18 protein-coding genes and 1 pseudogene are annotated in these 23,257 nt (G+C 59.2%); 12 read left to right on the top strand and 7 right to left on the bottom strand.

What is annotated here, in order from left to right:
- Positions 1 to 82: 82 nt before the first annotated feature.
- Positions 83 to 757, top strand: a complete 675-nt coding sequence (locus tag I9H09_RS01375) for an HAD family hydrolase (RefSeq protein ID WP_005887877.1) — start codon at positions 83 to 85, stop codon at positions 755 to 757.
- A gap of 105 nt (positions 758 to 862) precedes the next feature.
- On the opposite strand, the gene I9H09_RS01370 is transcribed toward I9H09_RS01375, so the two are convergent.
- The 3 genes from I9H09_RS01370 to I9H09_RS01360 form a co-directional block, all read right to left on the bottom strand.
- Positions 863 to 2,491 (bottom strand): methyl-accepting chemotaxis protein, encoded by a 1,629-nt coding sequence (locus I9H09_RS01370; protein WP_122312671.1) that lies wholly within the window; start codon positions 2,489 to 2,491, stop codon positions 863 to 865.
- A gap of 492 nt (positions 2,492 to 2,983) precedes the next feature.
- Positions 2,984 to 3,238 (bottom strand): hypothetical protein, encoded by a 255-nt coding sequence (locus tag I9H09_RS01365; RefSeq protein WP_122347784.1) that lies wholly within the window; start codon positions 3,236 to 3,238, stop codon positions 2,984 to 2,986.
- An 82-nt stretch (positions 3,239 to 3,320) separates the two neighbouring features.
- Positions 3,321 to 3,791 (bottom strand): Lrp/AsnC family transcriptional regulator, encoded by a 471-nt coding sequence (locus I9H09_RS01360; protein ID WP_054997770.1) that lies wholly within the window; start codon positions 3,789 to 3,791, stop codon positions 3,321 to 3,323.
- A gap of 370 nt (positions 3,792 to 4,161) precedes the next feature.
- Between I9H09_RS01360 and I9H09_RS01355 the strand changes: the two genes are divergently transcribed.
- The 10 genes and pseudogenes from I9H09_RS01355 to I9H09_RS01310 all read left to right on the top strand — a co-directional run bounded on the left by I9H09_RS01355 (position 4,162) and on the right by I9H09_RS01310 (position 17,738).
- The gene (locus I9H09_RS01355) at positions 4,162 to 5,316 is read left to right on the top strand and encodes a cysteine desulfurase family protein (RefSeq protein WP_005887870.1); all 1,155 of its coding nucleotides are present in this window, start codon (positions 4,162 to 4,164) and stop codon (positions 5,314 to 5,316) included.
- Positions 5,317 to 6,492: 1,176 nt separating this feature from the next.
- Positions 6,493 to 7,317 carry an energy transducer TonB gene (locus tag I9H09_RS01350; protein WP_248972591.1) on the top strand — a complete coding sequence of 275 codons (825 nt, stop codon included), beginning with the start codon at positions 6,493 to 6,495 and terminating at the stop codon, positions 7,315 to 7,317.
- A gap of 74 nt (positions 7,318 to 7,391) precedes the next feature.
- Positions 7,392 to 8,078 carry a MotA/TolQ/ExbB proton channel family protein gene (locus I9H09_RS01345; RefSeq protein ID WP_010220340.1) on the top strand — a complete coding sequence of 229 codons (687 nt, stop codon included), beginning with the start codon at positions 7,392 to 7,394 and terminating at the stop codon, positions 8,076 to 8,078.
- Positions 8,078 to 8,479: an ExbD/TolR family protein gene (locus I9H09_RS01340; RefSeq protein ID WP_002555939.1), complete on the top strand. Its 402-nt coding sequence runs from the start codon at positions 8,078 to 8,080 to the stop codon at positions 8,477 to 8,479. Before I9H09_RS01345 ends, I9H09_RS01340 begins: the two co-directional genes overlap by 1 nt.
- A gap of 203 nt (positions 8,480 to 8,682) precedes the next feature.
- A complete protein-coding gene (locus tag I9H09_RS01335; protein ID WP_054997206.1) occupies positions 8,683 to 11,403 on the top strand; it encodes a TonB-dependent receptor in 2,721 nt (906 codons plus the stop codon).
- A gap of 144 nt (positions 11,404 to 11,547) precedes the next feature.
- Positions 11,548 to 13,431, top strand: coding sequence for an extracellular solute-binding protein (locus tag I9H09_RS01330; RefSeq protein WP_054997205.1), 1,884 nt, complete (start codon positions 11,548 to 11,550; stop codon positions 13,429 to 13,431).
- A gap of 1 nt (position 13,432) precedes the next feature.
- A complete protein-coding gene (locus tag I9H09_RS01325; protein ID WP_054997204.1) occupies positions 13,433 to 14,500 on the top strand; it encodes a microcin C ABC transporter permease YejB in 1,068 nt (355 codons plus the stop codon).
- Positions 14,500 to 15,522: an ABC transporter permease gene (locus I9H09_RS01320; protein WP_236502500.1), complete on the top strand. Its 1,023-nt coding sequence runs from the start codon at positions 14,500 to 14,502 to the stop codon at positions 15,520 to 15,522. The genes I9H09_RS01325 and I9H09_RS01320 overlap by 1 nt, the downstream gene beginning before the upstream one ends.
- 1 nt (position 15,523) lies before the next feature.
- Entirely contained in the window at positions 15,524 to 17,107 is a 1,584-nt protein-coding gene (locus I9H09_RS01315) for an ABC transporter ATP-binding protein (protein ID WP_054997202.1), read from the top strand.
- Between the two features lie 183 nt (positions 17,108 to 17,290).
- Positions 17,291 to 17,738: pseudogene (locus tag I9H09_RS01310) on the top strand (REP-associated tyrosine transposase).
- Between the two features lie 74 nt (positions 17,739 to 17,812).
- Here I9H09_RS01310 and I9H09_RS01305 read toward each other — a convergent pair.
- The 3 genes from I9H09_RS01305 to gabT form a co-directional block, all read right to left on the bottom strand.
- Positions 17,813 to 18,301 carry an Lrp/AsnC family transcriptional regulator gene (locus tag I9H09_RS01305; protein WP_002555947.1) on the bottom strand — a complete coding sequence of 163 codons (489 nt, stop codon included), beginning with the start codon at positions 18,299 to 18,301 and terminating at the stop codon, positions 17,813 to 17,815.
- Between the two features lie 46 nt (positions 18,302 to 18,347).
- A complete protein-coding gene (locus tag I9H09_RS01300; protein ID WP_005887848.1) occupies positions 18,348 to 19,004 on the bottom strand; it encodes an HAD family hydrolase in 657 nt (218 codons plus the stop codon).
- Positions 19,005 to 19,085: 81 nt separating this feature from the next.
- A complete protein-coding gene (gabT, locus tag I9H09_RS01295) occupies positions 19,086 to 20,390 on the bottom strand; it encodes a 4-aminobutyrate--2-oxoglutarate transaminase (protein WP_005887847.1) in 1,305 nt (434 codons plus the stop codon).
- A 285-nt stretch (positions 20,391 to 20,675) separates the two neighbouring features.
- On the opposite strand from gabT, the gene I9H09_RS01290 reads away from it, so the two are divergent.
- Positions 20,676 to 21,605: a 2-hydroxyacid dehydrogenase gene (locus I9H09_RS01290; RefSeq protein WP_122324730.1), complete on the top strand. Its 930-nt coding sequence runs from the start codon at positions 20,676 to 20,678 to the stop codon at positions 21,603 to 21,605.
- Between the two features lie 181 nt (positions 21,606 to 21,786).
- Here I9H09_RS01290 and I9H09_RS01285 read toward each other — a convergent pair whose 3' ends face one another.
- Positions 21,787 to 23,244 (bottom strand): NAD-dependent succinate-semialdehyde dehydrogenase, encoded by a 1,458-nt coding sequence (locus I9H09_RS01285; RefSeq protein WP_122324731.1) that lies wholly within the window; start codon positions 23,242 to 23,244, stop codon positions 21,787 to 21,789.
- Positions 23,245 to 23,257 lie beyond the last annotated feature (13 nt).

Below are 23,257 nucleotides of genomic sequence, written 5' to 3'. Positions count from 1 at the left end.
ACTCCCGACACCCCAAACAGGTGTCGAGCACAAAGCTCCGGACCTCGCCAGTTGGTCAATCCGAATTCAAAAGAGTAACCCTATGAGACCCCAAACCTCCTTCATCTTCGACCTCGACGGCACGCTGACTGACAGCGTCTACCAGAACGTCGCCGCCTGGAAAGAAGCTCTGGACGCAGAAAATATCCCGCTCGCGATGTGGCGTATTCACCGCAAGATCGGCATGAGCGGTGGGCTGATGTTGAAGTCGTTGTCACGTGAGACTGGTTTGAACATCAGCGAAGAACAGGCCGAACGGCTCAGCGAAAAGCATGCTCGGGCGTATGAGCGGCTTCAGGGTCAGATCATTGCGCTGCCTGGCGCCATCGAGTTGCTTGAGACGCTCGACAAGGAAAACCTCAAGTGGTGCATCGCCACGAGCGGTGGGCTTGATACGGCGACGATCAACTTGAAGGCGCTGAAACTGGACATCAATAAGATCAACATCGTTAATCGTGATGACGTCAGTTACGGCAAGCCTGACCCGGATCTGTTTCTGGCGGCAGCGGAGAAAATACAGGCGCCTATCGACGAGTGTCTGGTGATCGGTGATGCCATCTGGGACATGCTGGCGGCACGTCGCTGCAAGGCAACTGGCGTGGGCCTGCTTTCAGGTGGCTATGACATTGGCGAGCTTGAGCGGGCTGGCGCGCTGAGGGTTTACGAGGACCCATTGGACCTGCTGAACCATCTGGACGAGATTGCCTCTCGTCCCTGATATGGGAAAGGCAAAGTCAGCTAAAAACGCTGCAACTGTTGCCGCGCCTTAGATAACCGAAAGTATTCCCCCGCTGCGAACGGGGGAATACTTTTTATCGGCGAATCAAAGTTTGAATTGTGCAACCAGCGTGTTGAACGACGTGGCCAGACGCGACAATTCCTGGCTGGATGCGCTGGTCTGATTGGCACCCGCTGCCGACTGCGCACTCAATTCTTGAATGTTGACCAGGTTGCGATCCACTTCGCGTGCAACCTGGGCCTGCTCTTCGGACGCAGAAGCGATGACCATGTTGCGCTCGTTGATCGTCCCCACCCCACCGGTGATTTTCTCCAGTGCGGCACCCGCGCGCTGCGCCAGCTGTTGGGTGTTTGTGGCGGTCGCAAGGCTTTTGCTCATGGCAGCCACCGCGCCGTCGGCACCGGACTGCACGGTGCCGATCATGCCTTCGATTTCCACCGTCGACGCCTGGGTCCGGTGAGCCAGCGCGCGGACTTCATCGGCCACGACTGCAAAGCCTCGGCCTTGTTCGCCGGCACGTGCCGCTTCGATAGCAGCGTTGAGTGCAAGCAGGTTGGTCTGTTCCGCGATGCTGCGGATAACCTCAAGGACCTTGCTGATATCCCGCACATGGCCGGCAAGCGTCGTGACAGAACCCGTGGACTCGGTGATCTCGCTGACCATCGTGCCGATGCCCCTGACCGTGTCATCCACTTGCCCACGCCCATCAACGGCATCGCTGGCCAGCGTTTTGGAGACATCTGACGTGGACACCGCATTTCGGGCCACTTCCTCTACCGCGGCAGTCATTTCGTTGACCGCCGTAGCCGCTTGCTGAATCTCGTCATTTTGCCGTGTGAGGCCGCGCGTGCTTTCTTCCGTCACAGCACCAAGTTCTTCGGCAGCGGATGCGAGTTGGTCAGATGCGCTGGAAATCTCCTGAATCGTTCGTTTCAGGCTGCCTTGCATGGTGCCGATCGCATTGAGCAAGTGCCCTGCCTCGTCGCCACGCGTACTGGAAATTGATTGGGTCAGATCACCTGAGGCGATGCGCTGGGCAACTTCGATCGCTGTTTTCAGTGGTCGGGTGATCATGCGGGTGATCATGATGCCCAGCATGATTGCGACCAGAAATGCGATGACAACCCCGACCGACAACATCGTGACCGAAGTACTCTGCAGCTTGTCAGCCTCCTCCGCGCCTTCTTTGATCTGACGTTTATTGGAGTCCGTCATTATCTGGAGATAGCCACGGGCTTTGTTGAAATCGCCTTCCGCCAGCTCGTTCAGTCGCCTGCGAGCCTCCTCCAGATTACCTGCATCCTGCAGTGCGAAGATTTTCTGGGCGGCAGCGATATAACCCGGCATTACGGCGTCGTATTGATCGCCAGCGACACGCTCATCATCTTCCAGCGGAGTAGCCCGGTAGACCGCATAAACTTTCTGAGCGCGTTCCATTTCGCCATTGATGCTGTTACGCATCTTTTCTGCGGTGGGCTTGTCCTTGGCATCGAGCAAACGATAAAGGCCCCGGTTGTGAGTCGTCAGCGCGGTCAGGGTCTCGTTTGTACTGGCGACCGAAACCAGGTTATTCGAGAACGTCTGCTGCAGCGCGTAAGACAGCCGGTTGATCCCGAGCATGCCGAGACCGCCCACAATCAGCGTGATGATGGCGCAGGCGATGAACGAAGCCATGAGTTTGCTAGCGAAACTGGTGCGATTTATCAGGTTCATTGATTATCCATCATCGTTAAATGGTCAGTGCCATTCAGAAACCCTGAGGGCTTGAGGCGAGCACTACGAGGCTGCTTTTTTGCCTCGCCCTTTCATGATTCGCCCCACAGGCTGAAAGAATAGTCGTGCAATTCCTGCGTCACCGTTTAAATCTGATTTCGATCCACGAAAGCAGCGGTGAGCGGGTAAACACTCGCGCCCAGACGACGAGCCTTGAAAACTTAGAGCCTTGAAAAACAGTCACCACGCTCTGGTTTTCGAGAGTCCTTAAACCTATCGGCGGGACTAAATCTTTCTTGATAAATCAACGTTTATATAACTAAAGCACTGAAATCCACGCCGAAAAATGGAATAAGAGCAAAGCCAGAACCGCGCGGAGATATTTGTAGTGATGAATAGATCGGGCAGCGGCGGGCCTTGAAGATGGCAAGGCACCGCCGGATGTTCTCGAGCACATAATGCGTCAGGAGTAGAGCAGGAAACGCTTGGCTGTTAACCAGGCGAAACGCCGCCGCCCTCATCCGCCACAATATCCGGATCGTCCGAATACACTTCCGGCTCATCATCCTCATAAGCCTCTTCGTGCTCGGTGCGCTTCTTCACTTCGTCACCCTGTGCCGAACCGACACCTGGCGTGTTCGCATTCATGGCGAGAACAGGATCGGCTTCGCGGTCGTACTGGCCCAGTATGGCGCTGGCAGGGTCTTCTTTCGGGACGCTGTTTGTGAGTATCGGATCGGTCGTCATGTCAGCCACCTTTTGGTTTGCCAAAGAAAGTGGACGCAGCAGGAGGCTAAGGGTTCGATTCAATTGACGAGCGTGGCGTCGTTCATCCGCTAAACGATGCATATTGCAGTGGCAGGCCGGTGGTGAACTTTATCTGTTCCATTGCAAAACTGGAGCTCACGTCGCTGATACCGGGAATGCTGATCAGCTGTTTATAGATAGCGTCGTAACCCGCGATATCGGCGACTACGATGCGCAACATGTAATCGGTGTCACCCGCCATGCGATAGCACTCGACCACTTCAGGCAGGTCACCCACGGCGGCGTGGAACTGTTCTAGCCATGCAGCGTTGTGCTGGTTGGTGCGAATCGCGGCGAAGACGCTGACTGACACATTCAGTCGGTGCGGATTGAGCAGGGCGACGCGGCGGTCGATGATGCCGGCCTCTTCCAGCTTCTGGATGCGTCGCCAGCACGCCGTGCTGCCAAGGCCGATGCGCTCGGCAATGTCTGCGACCGAGCGCGTGCAGTCGGTTTGCAGGATGTCGAGGATTGCCCGGTCAAACTTGTCCATAAGTGATTCCTGATTCAAGTCGGTACTGATACTGATCGTTCCTCACGCCATGCGCTCAGCCTCGTGAGCAAGCTCACTCCCACAGGGACATGTACTCCACAAGAAGCTGGGGTATCAGCCCTATTTGCGGGCTTTTCATGACTTGCGTATAACGCCGGGCAATGGAGCGTGAGGAACGAGATTACTGCATGTCAGTGATCATAGAATTTTTAATCGCATTAATCTAACCATAAGCGAATAATTTTTCACATCCGCTGCCGACATTCAGGGAAATATCAAAAAATTTTCGCCTCGGGATCAGTAACCTTTTATGCCATCAGCCTTGCGAGGCTGGCCCTTGACTCTGACTCGATTACAAAGTGAATTGCCCATGACCACCTCTGCGCTCTACCTGGATTACGCCGCTACCACGCCTGTCGATGAACAGGTTATCGAAGCCATGGTTGCCTGCATGGGCCGCGAAGGTCATTTCGGTAATCCGGCGTCCAGCGGGCATGGCTACGGTCAGGTTGCGCGTCAGGCGGTCGAGCAGGCGCGCCGCCAGGTGGCTGACGCGGTGGGCGCACCAGCGGATACCGTGGTCTGGACATCCGGTGCCACCGAGTCGAACAACCTGGCGATCAAGGGCATTGCTCACGACAGTACAGCGCAGCGTCGGCACATCATCACCAGCGTTCTGGAACACAAGGCGGTGCTAGACACAGTCAGCACGCTGGAGCGTCAGGGGTTTCCTGTCACTTGGTTGAAACCGGACGCCAAAGGCCTGATCCAGCCTCACGCCGTACAGGCTGCCCTGCGCGAAGACACACTGCTGGTCTCGTTGATGCTGGTGAACAACGAGTTGGGCACACTGACCGATATCGCCAGCATTGGCGCTATCGTGCGTGAACACGGGGCGCTATTTCATGTGGACGCTGCGCAGGCAGTGGGCAAGGTGAAGGTCGATCTGTCTAGGCTCGACGTGGACCTGATGTCATTTTCTGCGCACAAGGCCTATGGCCCCAAAGGTATCGGCGCTCTGTATGTAGGACCGCGCGCGCATTCGCTGCTTCAGGCGCAGATACACGGTGGCGGGCACGAGGGGGGCTTTAGGTCAGGCACGCTGGCAACGCATCAGATCGTCGGCATGGGCACAGCGTTTGCGCTGGCGATCAGTCAGGCCGATGCCGAGAATCGTCGTATCGAGGAACTGAGTCATCACCTGCGTGAAGGGTTGTTGGCCTTACCGGATGTGCAACTCAATGGCTGTCCGGAACAACGCATTCCGCACACCCTGAACCTGTGCATCACCCGCAGTGGTTTCAGCAGCTCGCAGTTGTCACACAGCCTGGCGCTGTCCTCGACGTCGGCATGTAACTCGGCCAGCAACGCGCCCTCGCATGTGCTGCTTGCGCTGGGTATGGATTCAGCGAAAGCCTTGGCCAGCGTTCGCGTCAGCCTTGGCCGTTACACCACGCAGGCAGATGTAGAGCGCGCCATCGAGGTTTTCAGCAAGGCGCTCAGCGCACCTGCTACGTTCTGGTAGTCAGAGCACTACGCTTCGAGCCGCTCATCCCGTAGTGGCTCCCCCCCTCGCATTTCCTCCTGTCTGAAGCCCGCAAAGGCTGCCTGGCTGGCAGCCTGCCGCGCGCTTTTCATGAAAATGTACCTCTCCAGATACAAAAAGACACAAATTGGCACAGTTCTTTCAAGTGGAACTGTCGTGCCATCAACCAATGGTGCTCACTGCATTCAAAGGGGTGCTTACACGCACCAACGTGCAGTTTTCGGATGCCGACGCGTCCATTAACAGTGCAGGCAACAGATCAAAAGTCTCGTGCCTCGCCAGGAAAGGAATCTAGCTGTGACAAATGAGTACCGTTCAAGACCCGTGCCGCACCGACGACCAGCCCTCGCGCTAGTGTTTGACGTCGACCAGCCGCGCCCACCGGTTTCATCTTTTGCCGTACCCGTCGGTCTTTTATTGAACACCCGACACTTTTTTACGTAAGCGAATTCGCGCCTGCCTTAGGACGTTCTGATTGATTGATCAGGGCTGCGGGTAACTGTGCGCGCACTAAAAGTGTAGTGCCTGTCTGACTGACAGTTTCCGCAACTAACCAGCAAAAATTGTCGAACACTTTTTATCGGGACTCGTCCCTGTTGGCCATCTTATTTACGTGGCTATTTATTCCAGAACTTTATCGATCGCCGACACCCGAGGGGACCGCCCAGAACAAACAACCAACTAACGCACCAACCTGAACACGTGCATCCTTTATTGGTGCATACCGAAAAGTGACCCGCAGGTCATGCTTTTCCAATTCGTCTGAACAGTCAGAGGGGCTGGTTTCACCCCAGGATTTAGTTAAAGGATCAGCCTCAAAGTCAGTATTTAGTGATCGTGGCGCCGTATTCGATAAATAGTTGCAGGAATGCGACGCGCAAGCGTAATCAACGTGCAGCCCATGAGCCTTCTGGCACAACGGTTGCAATGCATCCACTCAGGAACACGACTGTACGTGCGCGTACATGACGATAAGAAAACAAGGATCAGCAATGGGAACGCCATAGTTTAGAACGCGCCACCCTCTGTGAACCTGCACCGTGTGCAGGTTCAGCGGTGTCATGCACCTGATTAACGTGCGGATAACCACACTCGAATATTCATGGAATATTCGAACGGCTTTTTATTGCCCTTCAACTACCCGAGGGAGCGTTAATGAATGATGCGGTAATAATGAAAGCGGTCCCTTCCCCCTCGCCCGATGATACTTCGACGGCGTGGCAGGGCATCCCTTTCAACGCCAATACGTCACGCCCGGGCGGCTTTAACAGGCCGCAAGTAATGGTATTGATTGCTGCGTCAGTACTTATTCACGGGGTGATCTGGTGGACCATGCAAACTGCCCAGCCAGCCGTGCCGGAAGTTGCGCCGCAAGTTCCGGAAATGACTATCGAACTGACCAGCCCGACACCGCCCGCGCCGGAACCGCCGCCGCCCGAGCCACCACCTCCGCCACCTCCCCCGCCGCCGCCACCCGAACCGGAACAACCGGTCGAGGACCCGGACGCGGTCGAGCCGCCCCCCAAACCGGTGGAGAAGCCAAAGGTCGAGAAGCCCAAGCCGGTGAAGAAAGTTGAACCGGTGAAAAAGCCTACACCGCCCGCGCCGACGCTTGCTGCTGCACCAAGTCCGCCTGCGCCGCCAACCCCTGCGCCCGCGCCTCCGGCACCCGCTGCAGCACCCGCCCCGGTCAAGGAGAGCGCTGCTGTTTCCGGGCTCGCCAGCCTGGGCAATCCGCCACCGGAGTATCCGGGGCTGGCCTTGCGCCGCAGTTGGGAGGGTCGTGTGGTGCTGCGCATCAAGGTGCTGCCCAACGGCCGCGCAGGCGCTGTAGAGGTGACCAAATCCAGCGGCAAACCGGTACTGGACGAGGCGGCTGTAGAGGCCGTGCGCAACTGGAAGTTTATTCCGGCCAAGCGCGGGGACACGCCGATAGAAGGCGTCGCGACGCAGACCATTGACTTCAAGCTGCCGGAATGACCCGGCACCTGACAACCGACCATTCAATTATCAAAGCTGGTGAGGTTTAAACCATGAACGCATCGCTCTCTTCCATGATCGTCCCGGCCGTGCTCTGGGCATTGATTGTATTTTCCGTATTGAGTTGGGCATTGCTGCTGATCAAGTCGGCGCAGTACGTCCGGCAGAAGTCGCAGAACAAGCAGTTCACCAAAGCGTTCTGGAGCGCACCGGACCTGCTCACCGCTGCCGAGCATTCTGCGCAATACCCTGGCGCGCTGGCGCGTATCGCCAACAGTGGCTTTGAAGCTATGGCGGTCGATGAGTCGCCGCGCACCACGCAACAATTGGCGCACACCATCAACCGCTCGGACCGTCTGGAGCGCAACCTGCGCCAGCAGATACAAAAAGAGCGTCGCGCGCTGGAAAGCGGCCAGGCGATTCTCGCCAGTATCGGCAGCACCGCGCCCTTCATCGGCCTGTTCGGTACGGTCTGGGGGATCATGGAAGCGCTGCAAAGCATCGGCGTGACCGGCTCGGCCAGCCTTGAAGCGGTCGCCGGGCCTATCGGTCACGCGCTGGTCGCCACCGGCGTGGGTATCGCCGTCGCCGTGCCGGCAGTGCTGATCTACAACTTCTTCCTGCGCCGCCTCAAGCTCGCCGTGGCCGACATGGATGACTTCGCCCACGACTTCGACGCCCTCGCCCAGCGCAGCGCCTTTGCTGTCACGCGCCAGCCCATCGCCAGCAAGAATGGCCATGCCGTTCGGGAGGCCAGCTAATGTCTTTCTCCACTCAGGACAGCGATGAAGTACTCAGCGAAATGAACGTCACGCCGCTGGTCGACGTGATGCTCGTGCTGCTGGTGGTGTTCATCGTCACCACGCCGCTGATGACCAACGCGATCAAGGTCAACTTGCCCAAGACCGACGCAGTCGCCCCCGCCGAGAAGAAAAACCCGGTGGTGGTCAGCGTCGATCAGGACGGCAAGTTCTACCTCGCCAAATCGGAAATCGCCCCGGAGCTGCTGGAAAAAAGCCTGCAGGACGAAAAGGCAAAGGACCCGGAAATCCGCGTTCAGCTGCAGGCCGACACTGCCGTGAATTACGGCCAGGTGGCCAAGGCGATGGCGTCCATCGAACGCTCCGGCATTACGAAGATCTCCGTCATGACGGCGAAATAACCCTTGAGTGATTTGACGGTTTCGCCGCGCGCAGCCGTCTGACCCGACTCCCGTGAATGCGGTCGTCCGTGGGCTGAAAAGCCCCTGGAGGGGAGCGGCTTGCTGGAAAAAAGAAGTGGAATACCCGCTCGGCACAACCGCGTCGGGAACAGAGGGCTCACAAGGCCATTTCAATAAATGTCTGGATCAAGTCGGAACTAACCATGCTGATGAATCTTCCCGGTTGCACCCTCAAACCACTGGCCCTCGCGGTCCGACGTCATCCACGTGCCTTGCTCTGTGCATTGGCGATGGGCATGAGCGGTGCCCAGGCGGCTGAAGCCGTCGATGCGGACACAGGCGCTTCGGCGGTGTCCACCAGTGCAGCGGTTGTGCCTGCCACGACCCAATTGCAACGTGTCGAAGTGACTGGTTCGGCGATCCGTCGGGTCGATGCCGAAACGGCTGTGCCGATCACCATCCTGCGTGCCGACGACCTGAAGAAACAGGGCGTGACCACCACTCAGGAAATGGTCCAGCGCATCACCGGCAGCCAGTCGATCCAGAACAGCGCCGGCTCGGTTGGCGCCAGCACCGGTGGTGCCTCCTTCGCCGACATGCGTGGCATTGGCGCGAACAAGACGCTGGTGCTGCTCAACGGCCGTCGCCTGGCCAACAATGCGATTTCCGGTGTGGGCACACCCAATGGCAGCGCCATCGACCTGAACATGATCCCGTTCGCCGCCATCGACCGCGTCGAAGTGCTGCGTGACGGTGCCTCGGCGCTGTACGGCACCGACGCCATCGGCGGTGTGATCAACTTCATCACTAAAAAGTCGCTGACTGACGGCACCCTGACGCTGGGTGGCGAGACGCCGACTGCCAGTGGTGGCGGTGCCAGCAAGGACATGAGCGCCAGCTGGGGCTTCGGTGATCTGGAAGAAGACCGCTTCAACGTCATGGGCGTGGTCAACTACAACAAGCAACAGAACCTGGACGCCAACGACCGCTCGTTCACGCGGGATTACCAGCCAGGACGCGGGCTCAATCAGACTTCCGGGACCGCCTACCCGGCCAACTATTATCAGGGCGACAACTCCGGCAACCCGCTGGGCAGAAACTGCAGCGGCCCCAATCTGATCGCCAGCAACGGTATCTGCCGGTTCAGCACCCGCGAATACATCGACTTGATCCCGCAGACCGAGAAGACCTCATTCTTCGGCAAGGCCACCGGCAAGCTGGCCGACGATCACAACGTCAGCCTCGAATATTTCTGGGCACGCAACAATAACCACACCGGCATTGGCCCTGCGCCGCTCACAGGTCTTTCGCTGGACGCGTCGTCACCCTTCTACCCTGGCAACGGCATTACCCCGGCACCTACCGATTTCACCATCGACCCGACGCTACCGGTCAACACCGCCTGGCGCGAAACCGCAGCAGGCCCGCGTGGCGGCAACGATCAGAACACCAGCCAGCGCTTTCTGCTGAATTTCGACGGGCTGGTGGGCGGCTGGGACTATAACGTCGGCGCTTCGTACAACCAGAACAAGGTACTTTCATCGGTTACCAGTGGTTATGTCAGCGACTCGGCGATGCTGAACGGCCTTGCCAATGGCGTGCTCAACCCGTTCGGCCCGCAAACGGCGCAAGGCCAGGCGCTGATCGATGCCAGCGAATACCACGGTCAGTACTCCAGCGCCGTAGGCCGGGTGGCCGGGCTGGATGCACGCATCAGCCGGGAAATCGGCGACTGGTTCGGCGCGGGCCCGTCCGGCCTGGCGCTGGGCGGCGAATACCGCAAGGAGAAGATGCACCAGGACTTCGACCCCTTCGTCAACGACATCAGCAGCCTGGGGCTGGATGCAGCCGGCAGCGTAGAAGGCGACCGCAGTGTCAAAGCCGAATACGCCGAACTTAACGTACCGGTACTGGACAGCCTGGAGCTGACCGCCGCTGTTCGTCACGACAAATACAGTGACTTCGGCAGCACCACCAACCCCAAATACTCGTTCCGCTACCAGCCGTTCAAGCAACTGGTGGTCCGTGGTGCCTACAGCGAAGGCTTCCGCGCGCCGTCACTGTATGAGCTCTATGCACCGCGCAGCCTGAGCTACACCCAAGGCTACTACAACGATCCGGTACTCTGTGCCGGTGGCACTGTGCAACCGGGTGGCAACGCCGGACGCGATTGCGCGCAACAGTTCCTCAACAACAGCGGTGGCAACACTGAGCTGGCCCCGGAAAAAGCTCGCAACATGACGCTGGGCTTCGTCTATCAGCCGGTCAACAACCTGTCGATGGGCCTGGACTTCTGGTGGATTCATATCTCCAACCAGATTCAGTCGTTCCCTGAGTCGACCGTTTTCGATGACCCGAACACCTACGCTGACCGCTACGTACGCGCCGCCGACGGTTCGATTGCCAACATCGTCACCGGCAACGCCAACCTGGGCATCGTCAAGACCAGCGGTATCGACGTGACCCTAGACTATCGCTTTCCGAACACGCCGTACGGTCAGTTCGGTCTGGGCATGACTGGTACTTACGTCACCCGTTATGACTTCCAGAACATCATCGACGGCCCTTACACCGACAAGGTAGGCGACTTCCAGGGAGATGGCGTGATCGCGCGCTGGAAACACGTACTGACCGGCACCTGGTCGCTGGGTGACACCCGTGCATCCCTCACCAACCGCTTCACCAGCGGCTACAACGACTATGACCGCACCACCAACGCCCGCGTCGCGTCGTATGCGCTGTGGGACATGTCGGTGGGTCATACCTTCGACAAGGTGCTGGATATCGATGCAGGGGTACGCAACATGTTCGACCGCAACCCGCCGTTCTCCAACCAGGCCTACAACTTCCAGTCCGGCTATGACCCTCGCTACGCCGACCCGCTGGGCCGCACCCTGTTCGCACGCGCGACTTACCACTTCTGAGTGTAACGAGGTGGCCCATACACGCTCCGTGGGCCACGTCTGATTGCGAGCTCGCCCCCTCCGGCCCAGGCTTCATCCACCTTCCCCGGCCGGGGGCTTTTTCGCGGCTCATCGTCATTCAGTGCGCACGAGGAAAGCCCCATCATGCTGCGTCATTCCCGTTTTCTGCGGCGCCTGATTCTGGGTGTCACGCTATTGAGTTGCTGGCCAGTCGCGCAGGCGGCGCCGACCCATGCCTTGACGGTCTATGGCGAAGCTCCGAAATACCCGGCTGGCTTCCAGCACTTCGACTACGTCAACCCGAACGCCCCCAAAGGCGGCTCGCTGACACGCTCAGCGGAAGAAATCGGCCAGTTCAACTACCTCAACCCTTACGTCGATCAGGGCATCAACGTGAGGGAGGTCGACAGCTGGGTCTACTCGCCATTGGCCTACCGCTCGCTGGATGAGCCGTACACCGTGTATGGGCTGATTGCCGAAAAAATGGAGATGGATCCCGACGGTCTGTGGATTCGCTTTTTCCTCAACCCCAACGCGCGCTTCGAGGACGGCAAACCCGTCACTGCACAAGACGTGCGCTACACCTTCGAGCTGATGACCACCAAGGCCAGCTTCAGCTATCGCCCCATGTTCGCCGACGTCAAAGAGGTGACCATCGAGGGGCCGCTACAGATTCGCTTCGACTTCAAGAACAACCTCAACCGCATGCTGGCGCTGGACATTGCCAGCCTGCACATCCTGCCGGAGCACTGGTGGAAGAACCGCGACTTTGCCAACGGTGGCGGTTTCGAGCCGCCGCTGGGCAATGGCCCTTACCGAGTCTCCAAGGTCGACGCCGGGCGCAGCGTCACCTTCGAACGGGTCAAGGACTGGTGGGGCAAGGACCTGCCGGTCAGCCGTGGGCTGTATAACTTCGACAGCCTCAGCGTGAACTACTACGGCGACACCGAGATAGCCCGCCAACTGCTGCAGGCAGGAACCTTCGACTACAACCGCGAGTTCTCTTCTTCCGGCTTCGTGGTCGGCTACAGCGGCCCGGCGATAGACGACGGACGCTTGCAGAAACGCATCTTCGCCCAGCAGCGCCCGGTCGCCGCGCAGGGCTTTGTGTTCAATCTGGACAACCCGATCTTCAAGGATCGCCGCGTGCGTGAAGCGCTGTCGCTGCTGTGGGATTTCGACTGGATCAATCGCCGGGTCATGCGCAATTTCTACGTGCGCGAGCAGAGCTACTTTCCGAAAAGCGACATGGCCGCCACCGAACTGCCGACACCCGCCGAGCTGAAGATTCTAGAACCATTGCGCGCTCAGGTGCCGGACGAAGTATTCACCACGGTCTATCAACCACCAAAAACCGACGGCAGCGGTTACATTCGTGACAAACAATTGCAGGCCCTGAAGCTGCTGGCAGAGGCTGGCTGGCACCCGAAAGACAACAAGCTGGTCAACGCTGCGGGCGAGCCGATGGTGTTCAGTTTTCTCGACGGTCAGGGCGGTTTCGACCGACTGATTCTGCCGTTCAAACGCACCCTGGCGCAGATCGGTATCACCCTGGATTTTCTGCGTATCGATTCGGCGCAGTACATCAACCGGCTCAACGCAAGGGACTACGACATGATCGTGGTCACACTGCCGAAAAACGGCAACCCCATCATTTCTCCAGGGCGCGAGCTGTACAACCTGTACGGCTCGCAAAGCGCCACAGAAGTGGGCAGCTCCAATGCAATGGTGCTACGCAACCCTGCGGTAGACACGTTGATCGACGGGCTGGTGAGCGCCAACACTCGCAATGACATGGTGCTGTATGCGCGGGCGCTGGATCGGGTCCTGCAATGGGGCTACTACATGATTCCCAATTACTATTCCAAAGGCACGCCGCTGGTGTTCGCCAACCGTTTTGGCATGCCTGCGGTGGCGCCGATCTACGACGTGGGGCTGGAAACCTGGTGGCAGATAAGCCCGACGCCGCTGACCAACGCTCAGGCCGCGGCACTAAACGGCAAGACCACCGCTGCGAAGGAGCATTGAGATGCTGGCTTACGTGATTCGACGCTTGCTGCTGATCATCCCCACGCTGCTGGCAATCCTGATCGTCAACTTCCTGATCGTGCAAGCCGCGCCCGGCGGCCCGGTCGAGCAGGCCATCGCCCGCATTCAGGGTTTCAGCCCCAACGGGGTCGGTGGCGGTGGTGGTGAAGTGGCTGCCAGCGGCACCGCCAGCCGTAGCACACGAGGGCTTGACCCGGCGCTGATCGAGCAGATCAAGGAGCACTACGGTTTCGACAAGCCAATGCACGAACGACTCTGGCTGATGCTCAAGAACTACGCGCAACTGGATTTCGGCACCAGCTTCTTCAGGGGTGCGTCGGTCACCGAACTGATTGCACAGAAACTGCCGGTGTCGCTGTCTCTCGGGCTCTGGGCGACGCTGATCACCTACCTGATTTCGATCCCGCTGGGCATTCGCAAAGCGGTGCGGCATGGCAGTGCGTTCGATGTGTGGAGCAGCACGCTGGTGATCATCGGCTATGCGACGCCAGCGTTTCTGTTCGCCATTCTGCTGATCGTGGTATTTGCCGGCGGCAGCTATCTGAGCTGGTTTCCGGCGCAAGGGCTGTTCTCGGACAACTTCGACAGCCTGAGCACCTGGGGCAAGGTGAAAGACTATCTGTGGCACCTGGTGCTGCCGGTCAGTTCGCTGGTGATCGGCGGGTTCGCCACGCTGACCATCCTCACCAAGAACAGCTTCCTCAACGAGATCAGCCGCCAGTACGTGGTCACGGCGCGGGCCAAGGGCCTGACCGAGCATCGCGTGCTGTACGGCCATGTGTTTCGCAACGCCATGCTGCTGGTCATCGCCGGCATTCCGCAGGCATTGATCGAGGTGTTTTTCGCTGGCTCGCTGCTGATCGAAACCATCTTTGGCCTCGACGGTTTGGGGCGAATGAGTTACGAGGCAGCGGTTTCGCGCGATTACCCGATTGTGTTCGGCACGCTGTTCCTGTTCACGCTGTTCGGCCTGCTGATCAAACTGATCGGTGACCTGTGCTACACGCTGGTCGACCCGCGCATCGACTTTTCCGCGAGGAGCGCCTGATGTTCGAATTCTCTCCCCAGACCCGGCGGCGCCTCGACCTGTTCAAGGCCAACCGGCGTGGCTGGTGGTCGCTGTGGATCTTCATCGGGCTGATGCTGGTGTGCCTGTGCGGCGAGCTCATCGCCAACGACAAACCGTTACTGATCAGCTACGACGGGCAGATGTATTACCCGGTGTTGCACACCTACATGGAAACCGATTTCGGCGGCGAACTGCTCTTCGAACCGGACTATGCCAGCGACTACGTGCGCAAGCTGATCGCCGCGAAAAACGGCTGGATGCTGTTTGCGCCGATCCCGTTCAGCTACGACACCATCAACTACGATCTGGACGCGCCGTCGCCCAGCCCGCCTGACCACATCAACTGGCTGGGCACCGACGAGCAGGCGCGTGACGTGTTGGCACGAGTGCTGTTCGGCGCGCGAATCTCCATTCTGTTCGCGCTGTTGTTGACGTTAATCAGCACGGTGATAGGGATATGTGCCGGGGCGATTCAGGGGTATTACGGCGGCATGACCGACCTTATCGGCCAGCGTATTCAAGAGATATGGTCGGGTTTGCCGGTGCTGTACCTGCTGATCATTTTGTCCGGCTTTGTATCACCGAGTTTCTGGTGGTTGCTGGGCATCATGGCGCTGTTTTCCTGGCTGTCGCTGGTGGACGTGGTGCGTGCCGAGTTCCTGCGCGGGCGCAATCTGGAGTACGTCAAAGCCGCCCGCGCACTGGGCCTGACCGATGCCGCGCTGATGTGGCGGCACATCCTGCCCAACGCGATGACCAGCACCCCGACCTACCTGCCGTTCATCATCACCGGCGCCATCGCCACCCTCACTGCGCTGGATTTTCTCGGTTTCGGCATGCCGGCGGGCAGTGCTTCGCTGGGCGAGCTGATTGGAGAGGCCAAGCGCAATCTGCAAGCGCCCTGGCTTGGCCTGACGGCGTTTGTGGTGCTGGCCTTGATCCTTTCGTTGCTGGTGTTCATCGGCGAAGCCTGCCGCGATGCGTTTGATCCTCGGAGCTGACATGCAAGACAACCTGATTGAAATTCGCGACCTGCGGGTCGCCTTCAACGGCCACGAAGTGGTGCATGGCATCAGCCTCGATATCCGCCGTGGCGAATGCCTAGCGCTGGTGGGCGAGTCCGGCTCCGGCAAGTCAGTCACCGCGCATTCGATTCTGCGCTTGCTGCCACCGAAAAACGTCAGTACACAGGGTTCGATTCGCTATGACGGCCTGGATCTGGTCACGGCCAGCGACAAGCAATTGCGCAGCCTGCGCGGCAACCGGGTGGCGATGATTTTTCAGGAGCCCATGAGCTCGCTGAACCCGCTGCACACGGTCGAAAAGCAAATTGGCGAAATCCTCGTCACGCACAAGGGCCTGAAGGGCAAGGCCGCACTGAGCCGGACCCTGGAGCTGCTGGAGCTGGTCGGCATTCGCGATCCGCTGTCGCGGCTCAAGGCCTATCCGCACCAGCTATCGGGCGGGCAGCGTCAGCGCATCATGATCGCCATGGCGCTGGCCAACGAGCCCGACTTGCTGATCGCCGACGAGCCGACCACGGCGCTGGACGTGACCGTACAGGTGAAGATTCTCGAGCTGCTCAAATCGTTGCAGCAGCGACTGAACATGTCACTGCTGCTGATCAGTCACGACCTCAATCTGGTGCGGCGCATTGCTCAGCGGGTCTGTGTGATGCGTGAGGGTGAAATTGTCGAGCAAGCCGATTGCCAGACGCTTTTTGACTGCCCGCAGCACCCTTACAGCCGTCTGCTGATCAACGCTGAACCGGATGGCGAACCGGTGCCGTCCACGCACAGCAACACGTTGCTGTCGGTGCAGGACCTGAAGGTCTGGTTTCCGCTGGGCAAAGCCTGGTTCAAGCGCGAGCCGCATTATGTGAAGGCAGTGGACGGCGTGAGTTTCGAGCTGCTCAAGGGCAAGACGCTGGGCATCGTCGGTGAATCAGGCTCGGGCAAGTCGACGTTGGGCCAGGCAATTTTGCGGCTGGTGGATTCAGAGGGCAGCATCCGTTTCGGCACCAAGGAACTGAGCCTGCACAGCCAGCACTTGATGCGCCCGTTGCGTCGGCAATTGCAGGTGGTGTTTCAGGACCCGTTTGGCAGCCTCAGCCCGCGCATGACCGTAGAGCAGATCATCGCCGAAGGGCTGGTGACGCATAAAATCGGCACTTCGAAAGAGCGTGAGCAGACGGTGATCCGGGTATTGCAGGAAGTGGGGCTAGACCCGGCGACAAGGCATCGCTACCCGCATGAGTTTTCCGGTGGTCAACGCCAGCGCATTTCCATCGCACGGGCGCTGGTACTTGAACCGGACCTGATTCTGCTGGACGAGCCGACTTCAGCCCTCGACCGTACCGTGCAGAAGCAGATCGTTGCGCTGTTGCGCGATCTGCAAATCCGCCATGGCCTGACCTACCTGTTCATCAGCCACGACCTGGCAGTGGTTCACGCGCTGGCCCATGACCTGATCGTGATCAAGGACGGCAAGGTAGTCGAACAAGGCCCATCCCGCGACATCTTCGCCGCGCCGCAGCAAGCCTACACACAGGAACTGCTGCGCTCGTCGGGGTTGGTGTTTGCCTGAGCTCAGGCAACTGTGTTCTGGAATCCTTATGGGAGATCCCTGTGGGAGTGGACCGGGCGACGCTTCGCTTGTCCGCGAAGACTGGCTATCAACCGCCGAATTAATATGCCGTAAAGCATTCCTCCGCTGCTTCGCCGCTCCAAGCGCTAACGTTCCCCTTCAGATAGCCTTTGAGGTCATGGAATGCATGCTTACTCTGCGTCACGCCGTTTGCGCACGGGCCTATGCTCCGTAATAGGCCAGATTTATATGGTGACGTCAGTCACGAAGGGGCGCGAACCTGTGTTTGCCGACTTCCGCCTCGGACGCTTGCTGGTGAAAGAACTGAGGCGTTGCGAAGAGCAGGAACTGGTCAAGTCGCTTGCCTGGGTCGTGATGCCCGACCACGTTCATTGGCTTTTTGAGCTAAGACAGAATGATCTGCCCATGCTGATGCGACAGCTCAAAGCTCGCAGCTCGCAGCTCGATAGCCATCGGAAAAGTCAGAGACCACCCCGAAACTCTATGGCAGTCCGGGTACCACGATCATGCCGTACGCAACGAGCAAGACATGGTCGGCCTGGCTCGCTATGTCGTCGCTAACCCGCTACGCGCCGGGCTGGTGAGGAAGATTGGAGATTATCCATTATGAGATGCGGTCTGGATGTGACCTGTGTCTCTACACAATCAAACGTCACAGCAAGCCGGCGCTCTTTTTTAGCCGCTTCAATGCCGCAACAATTTGCGCAACGGCACGCCGTCTTTCATGACCGGGGATTTGATGACGATGTAGCTGAAGTACTTGGAAATGCCGATGTTCTTGTCCAGCAGTTCTTCAATCACTTCCTGGTAGTGCTGAATGCTGCGGGTCATGAAGCGCACGAGGTAATCGTAGCCGCCACTGATCAAATGGCACTCGAGCACTTCGTCCACATGGCGGATGTTGGCTTCGAACTTGGCGAAGTCTTCGCGCTTGTGGTCGCTGAGGGAGATTTCCGTGAACACGGTAACCGATTCGGTGATTTTCGCGAGATTGAGGTGCGCCTTGTAACTGGAGATGTAACCCGCCGACTCAAGTCGTTTGACGCGTTGCAGGCAAGGGCTCGCGGAAAGCCCTACTGCATCGGCCAGGCTGACGTTGGTCATGCGCCCGTCTTTCTGGAGTTCTACCAGGATATTGATATCAATCCGATCCAGTTTGACCAAGCCTTCCATCACCTACCTCATGTATTGCCATTACGGTGCCTACCTTCTAGCAAAATCAGCGCCGTAAAGACAGCTGATGCTGAGCAACGAGGTCCGCCATGCTGTTGATGCAGATATCTGCGGCGCAAGGCTGACTGTGCTCTTCGCGGCTGCGGCGGATCAGGCACAACCCGCCCAGGCCCGGCGCAGAGGCCGGTGGACGGGATACTAGCAGGGTGTCGCGGGTGTCCAGATCCATTTTGGCAAGCCAGCGTGTGTCATCCAGCGGGTGCGTGGTCAACGACAGCAGGCTGTCAGGCTCGAGCCCCAATCGCTCGCACAGGATGCCGCGATCCTGCAGATCACGGTCGGCGTAAACCAACAGCCGGTAGAACTTGCGCAGGTAGAGCATCGCGCCCGGTGCATCCTCGAACAGCGTCCAGTTCGACACTGAGCGGGCGAAACTCATGCCTTCCTCCCAGCTCGCCTTGATCCCCAGTCGTTCAGCTAGCTGTCGATGCGCAAAGCACAGCAGCCCGCTGAAGCCCAATTCATCAAAGCGCGGGTACAACGTGCGGATGACATCATTGAATTCAGTGAGTATCTGGTCTTTGCCGGGTGTACTCAGACCGTTATCCAGTAACGGCTGCAAGGCCGACCAGACGCCTGAGTCGCGGTCCACCAGAACCTCATCACAATCGATCAGTAATGCGCGGTAATCAATAAGCCCCATGGCAGGCAACGTCTCCATTCAACAATGATCCCCAGCGCTGGTGGTCGCAGCGTCTCGCAACAGCTGCGACCACGCTCACGCTCAGCTGGACTTCAATACTCGTGCCAAGGCGGCATCGAGGATGGTCAGCGCTTCATCAATCTGCTGCTCGGTGGTCACCAGCGGTGCCAGGAAACGCAGCACGTTGCGGTACACACCGCACTTGATCACCAGCAAACCGCCAATGCGCGCCTGATCGATGATTTTCTGGTTGAGATCGGCGTCCGGACTGCGCGCGGCATCGTCCTTGACCATTTCCATAGCGAGCATGAAGCCAGTGCCGCGCACGTCGCCGATGAAGCTGTAACGCTCTTTGAGCGCTAGCAGACCGGCACGCAGGCGATCGCCCAGTAGCTTGCCACGCGCCAGCAGGTTTTCCTGCTCGTACGTATCGATGACCGCCAGCGCGGCGGCGCACGACAGAGCATTACCGCCGTAAGTGCCACCCAGGCCGCCCGGAAGCGGTGCATCCATGATTTCAGCGCGTCCGACAACGCCTGACAGCGGCATACCGCCAGCGAGGCTTTTGGCAACGGTGACCAGATCTGGCTGGATGCCCGAATGTTCGAAGCCGAACCACTTGCCGGTACGACCGAAACCGGTCTGGATTTCATCGAGAATCAGCACGATGCCGTGTTTCTCGGTCAGGGCACGCAATGCCTTGAGGAACTCGACCGGCGCGGCCAGGAAGCCACCATCGCCCTGCATGGGTTCGATCAGAATGGCTGCCACTCGATCCGGGGCTACTTGGGTAGCCAACAGCTCATGCAATGCCGCCAGTGCCACTTCGGTGGTCACGCCACGGTACTCGTTCGGGTACGGGGTGTGGAACACTTCAGGCGCCATCGGGCCGAAGTTCTGCTTGTACGGCTGACTCATGCCGGTCAGCGTGGTGCCGAGCAGCGTGCGGCCATGAAAGCCGCCCCGGAACGAGATGATCGCCGGACGATTGGTGTGGGCGCGGGCAATTTTCACCGCATTTTCCACAGCTTCGGCGCCGGAGGTGAAAAACACTGCCTTGTGATCGATGCCGCTCTGGCCTGCGATCAACAAGCTCAAGCGTTTAGCCAGGTCGATGTATGGCTGGTAGGAGGCTACCTGAAAGCAGGCGTGGGTGACTTTGGTCAGCTGTGCCTGAATCGCCTTGACCACATTCGGGTGGTTGTGGCCGATGTTCAATACGCCGATACCGCCGACGAAATCCAGGTAGCGCTTGCCATCGACGTCCCACAATTCAGAACCCTGGGCGCGGTCGATGACCAGCGGGTGGGCCGTGACAATGCCACGCGGCACAAACTGGTCGCGCTGGCGGATCAGATGAGGGGTGTCGTCGACTTTGCTGTTCATGGTTTTACCTATCATGGGCCAGGCAGCCGGCGGGGGTGGCTGCGATGGTGTTCAGGTTAAGCGTTCAGCGAAATGATCTACGCCGAACTTCGCCCCTCAGAAGTCCATATCGACTGTTTTTCGCCTTGCAAACGGCAGATTCCTTCATGCCCCGCAAGCACCATGCAATCTGCCGGGCAGCGCTGCTTTTCAGGCGTGGCGAGGCGCTGGAAACGGCCGTTTCGACAGATCCTGCTCCCGACTTGCTGCATGATGGGGCTCCACTTTCATGCTCAGGAAATGCCCATGCCCGCCCTGCTCTACAAAGCTGATCCCGCACGCGCCGAACGCTGGCGTGTCCTGTTTGCCGAGCACGCGCCGGACATCGAATGGCGGGTGTGGCCAGAAATCGGCGACCCGGCCGACATCCACTACTTGGGCGCCTGGCTGGCGCCTGATGACCTGCAGGAGCTGCTGCCCAACCTGAAAGTGCTGTTTGCTCTCTCGGCCGGAGTGGATCAACTGGACCTGAGCCGTATCCCGAAAGCCCTGCCGGTGGTTCGCCTGCTGGATCCAGGCATCAGTCGCGGGATGTGCGAGTACGCTTCTTTTGCGGTGCTGAGCCTGCACAGAGAGATGCTGCGTTATCAGCAGCAGCAGATCGAAGGCGTGTGGAAAGCTCACCCGCTGATACCGGCGCACAAGCGTCGGGTGGGCGTCATGGGCCTAGGTTTGCAGGCGCAACAGATTCTGGCGAGCCTGAAGCCGTTCGGTTTCGAGCTGTCAGGCTGGGCACGCAGCGAACATCAGCTTGACGGTGTGACGTGTTATGCGGGTGAGGTACAGCTGGAGGCATTTCTCGGGCAGTGCGACATTCTGCTTTGCGTGTTACCGCTGACGGGGCAAACCGAAGGTATCCTCAATCGCCAGTTATTCGATCACTTGCCCAAAGGTGCAGCCCTCATCAACATGGGCCGTGGCGGGCATCTGGTAGAGGCTGATCTGCTTGAAGCGCTGGACAGCGGCCAGTTGAGCGCTGCGGTGCTGGATGTGTTGCAACAGGAACCCGCGCCTGCCGATCATCCATTCTGGAAACACCCGAAGATCCTGCTGACGCCGCACGTCGCGGCCATGACCCAGCCGGAAAGCGCATTCCCCGGTCTGCTCGACAACATCCGCCGCTTTGAGCGGGGTGAGGCAATGCAGGGCGAGGTTGATCGCGGGCAGGGTTACTGACTAATTATTATCGTTCCAGAGTTCCGTGTGGGCATGCAGTTCTGGACGCTCCGCGTCCGGGCCTGAGCGTGCGGCGCTCTGTGGGTTTGTGACGCGGGGCGTCACGAACTGCATGCCCACGCGGAGCATGGGCACCATCGTCACGCGGGCACGGGCGCGAGAGTCGGTTGTGCTGCGCGCCCTACAACCCACCCACGTGAAACGCCTTCACTTCCAGGTATTCGTCCAGACCGTAGCTGGAGCCCTCGCGGCCCAGGCCGGACTGTTTGACGCCGCCGAATGGGGCGACTTCCATAGAGATGATGCCGGTGTTGAGGCCGATCATGCCAAACTCCAGCGCTTCGCCGAAACGCCACGAACGGCGCAGGTCCTGGGTAAAGTAATACGCGCCAAGGCCATAAGGCGTTGCGTTGGCCAGTGCCAGCGCCTCGGCTTCATCGGTGAAGCGCATCAGCGGGGCGACCGGGCCAAAGGTCTCTTCGTTGGCCAGCAGCATGCCTGCATGAGCATCGCCCAATACCGTTGGCTGGACGAACTGGCTGTCGCCCTCGGGACGTTTCCCATACAGCAATTTCGCGCCCTGGCTCAACGCGTCATCAATGTGCCGGGCTACCTTGCTGACGGCTGCCGGGTTGATCAGCGGACCAATCGTCACGCCGTCTTCCAGGCCATTGCCAACCTTGAGTTTGGCGACCTCTTCCACCAGCCGCGCAGCGAAGCGGTCGTAAATGCCGCTCTGCACCAGAATCCGGTTCGCACACACGCAGGTCTGACCGGCGTTGCGGAACTTGCTGAGCATGATGCCAGCCACGGCCTGTTCCAGATCGGCGTCGTCGAACACGACAAACGGCGCGTTGCCGCCAAGTTCCAGGCTCAGACGCTTGATGTGTTCGGCACTTTGACGCATCAACAGACGGCCCACCGCCGTGGAGCCGGTGAAGGAAATCTTGCGCACCACCGGGTTGCCGGTCAGCTCTTCGCCGATGCCGGCAGGCATGCCAGTGACCACGTTGAAGACACCAGCAGGAATGCCTACACGCTCGGCCAGCACTGCCAACGCCAGAGCGGACAGCGGCGTAAGGTCAGAAGGCTTGACGATGATCGGGCAGCCCGCGGCCAGCGCTGGTGCGCATTTACGGGTGATCATCGCGTTGGGGAAATTCCACGGCGTGATCGCGGCGCAGACACCCACCGGCTGCTTGAGCGTCATCAGGCGACGGTCGGCACTGGGCGCAGGGATGGTTTCCCCGTAGGAACGACGCGCCTCCTCGGCGAACCATTTGACGAAGCTGGCACCGTAGCGAATCTCGCCCCGAGCCTCGTTCAGCGGCTTGCCTTGCTCGAAGGTCATGATCAGCGCCAGGTCTTCGACGTTCTCGAGCATTGCCTGATGCCAGCGATCCAGAAGGGCCGCCCGCTCGGCGGCAGGACGGGCACGCCAGGCCGGCCAGGCGCGATCAGCGGCCTCGATGGCACGGCGGGTTTCAACCCCTTGCAGGGCCGGAACCGTTGCGATCACTTCGCCCGTTGCCGGGTCGGTCACCTTCAGCGTTGCGCCGTCGTCAGCGTTGATCCATTGGCCATCGATGTAAGCGCGGTCTACCAGCAGGCTGGGGTCTTTCAACTGATTCTTGAGCATGGTCGAGTCCTGT

This window comes from Pseudomonas tremae, assembly GCF_023278125.1.
GTDB lineage: Bacteria > Pseudomonadota > Gammaproteobacteria > Pseudomonadales > Pseudomonadaceae > Aquipseudomonas > Aquipseudomonas tremae.
The sequence above is the reverse complement of the archived record's forward strand: the minus strand, read 5'-3'. Positions and strand labels throughout refer to the sequence as shown.

Coding starts and splice junctions, on each gene's coding strand:
- I9H09_RS01375 (WP_005887877.1), top strand. CDS start 83: ATGAGACCCCAAACCTCCTTCATCTTCGACCTCGACGGCACGCTGACT.
- I9H09_RS01370 (WP_122312671.1), bottom strand. CDS start 2,491: ATGAACCTGATAAATCGCACCAGTTTCGCTAGCAAACTCATGGCTTCG.
- I9H09_RS01365 (WP_122347784.1), bottom strand. CDS start 3,238: ATGACGACCGATCCGATACTCACAAACAGCGTCCCGAAAGAAGACCCT.
- I9H09_RS01360 (WP_054997770.1), bottom strand. CDS start 3,791: ATGGACAAGTTTGACCGGGCAATCCTCGACATCCTGCAAACCGACTGC.
- I9H09_RS01355 (WP_005887870.1), top strand. CDS start 4,162: ATGACCACCTCTGCGCTCTACCTGGATTACGCCGCTACCACGCCTGTC.
- I9H09_RS01350 (WP_248972591.1), top strand. CDS start 6,493: ATGAATGATGCGGTAATAATGAAAGCGGTCCCTTCCCCCTCGCCCGAT.
- I9H09_RS01345 (WP_010220340.1), top strand. CDS start 7,392: ATGATCGTCCCGGCCGTGCTCTGGGCATTGATTGTATTTTCCGTATTG.
- I9H09_RS01340 (WP_002555939.1), top strand. CDS start 8,078: ATGTCTTTCTCCACTCAGGACAGCGATGAAGTACTCAGCGAAATGAAC.
- I9H09_RS01335 (WP_054997206.1), top strand. CDS start 8,683: ATGCTGATGAATCTTCCCGGTTGCACCCTCAAACCACTGGCCCTCGCG.
- I9H09_RS01330 (WP_054997205.1), top strand. CDS start 11,548: ATGCTGCGTCATTCCCGTTTTCTGCGGCGCCTGATTCTGGGTGTCACG.
- I9H09_RS01325 (WP_054997204.1), top strand. CDS start 13,433: ATGCTGGCTTACGTGATTCGACGCTTGCTGCTGATCATCCCCACGCTG.
- I9H09_RS01320 (WP_236502500.1), top strand. CDS start 14,500: ATGTTCGAATTCTCTCCCCAGACCCGGCGGCGCCTCGACCTGTTCAAG.
- I9H09_RS01315 (WP_054997202.1), top strand. CDS start 15,524: ATGCAAGACAACCTGATTGAAATTCGCGACCTGCGGGTCGCCTTCAAC.
- I9H09_RS01305 (WP_002555947.1), bottom strand. CDS start 18,301: ATGGAAGGCTTGGTCAAACTGGATCGGATTGATATCAATATCCTGGTA.
- I9H09_RS01300 (WP_005887848.1), bottom strand. CDS start 19,004: ATGGGGCTTATTGATTACCGCGCATTACTGATCGATTGTGATGAGGTT.
- gabT (WP_005887847.1), bottom strand. CDS start 20,390: ATGAACAGCAAAGTCGACGACACCCCTCATCTGATCCGCCAGCGCGAC.
- I9H09_RS01290 (WP_122324730.1), top strand. CDS start 20,676: ATGCCCGCCCTGCTCTACAAAGCTGATCCCGCACGCGCCGAACGCTGG.
- I9H09_RS01285 (WP_122324731.1), bottom strand. CDS start 23,244: ATGCTCAAGAATCAGTTGAAAGACCCCAGCCTGCTGGTAGACCGCGCT.